Annotated in this window: 1 protein-coding gene; it reads left to right on the top strand. The window is 64.3% G+C overall.

The genetic code is table 11. From position 1 onward, the window contains the following. Nucleotides 1–19: 19 nt before the first annotated feature. Nucleotides 20–280 (top strand): hypothetical protein (locus tag B4920_RS26115; protein ID WP_216820046.1); only part of this gene is annotated, 261 nt, incomplete at its 3' end.

The following is a 280-nucleotide window of genomic DNA, read 5'->3' as shown; positions in this document are numbered from 1 at the left end:
CCTGCTCAGCCCGCTCGCCATGGCACAAACCGCTCCGGCGGCCCCCAAGGCGCAAGCCCTCCAGACCTGGTACGTGGCCCCCATCGTCATCGACCAGACCAGCGAGGCGCAGAAGGCCCTGACCAAGGACTTCATGGCCCAGATGATCAAGACCATCAAGATCAACGAGTACCAGACCGGCAAGGCGGTTGGCAAGCACAAGGATCCCAAGTGGCTGATCCGCACCAAGCTGGTGCCCGCCAGCAACGAACCCCTGGTCGGCAAGAAGCACCCCCAGGGC

This window comes from Zoogloea sp. LCSB751 (assembly GCF_002028455.1).
Taxonomy (GTDB): Bacteria; Pseudomonadota; Gammaproteobacteria; order Burkholderiales; family Rhodocyclaceae; genus Zoogloea.
Note: the sequence above shows the minus strand (reverse complement) of the source record. Positions and strands in the feature narration are given on the sequence as shown.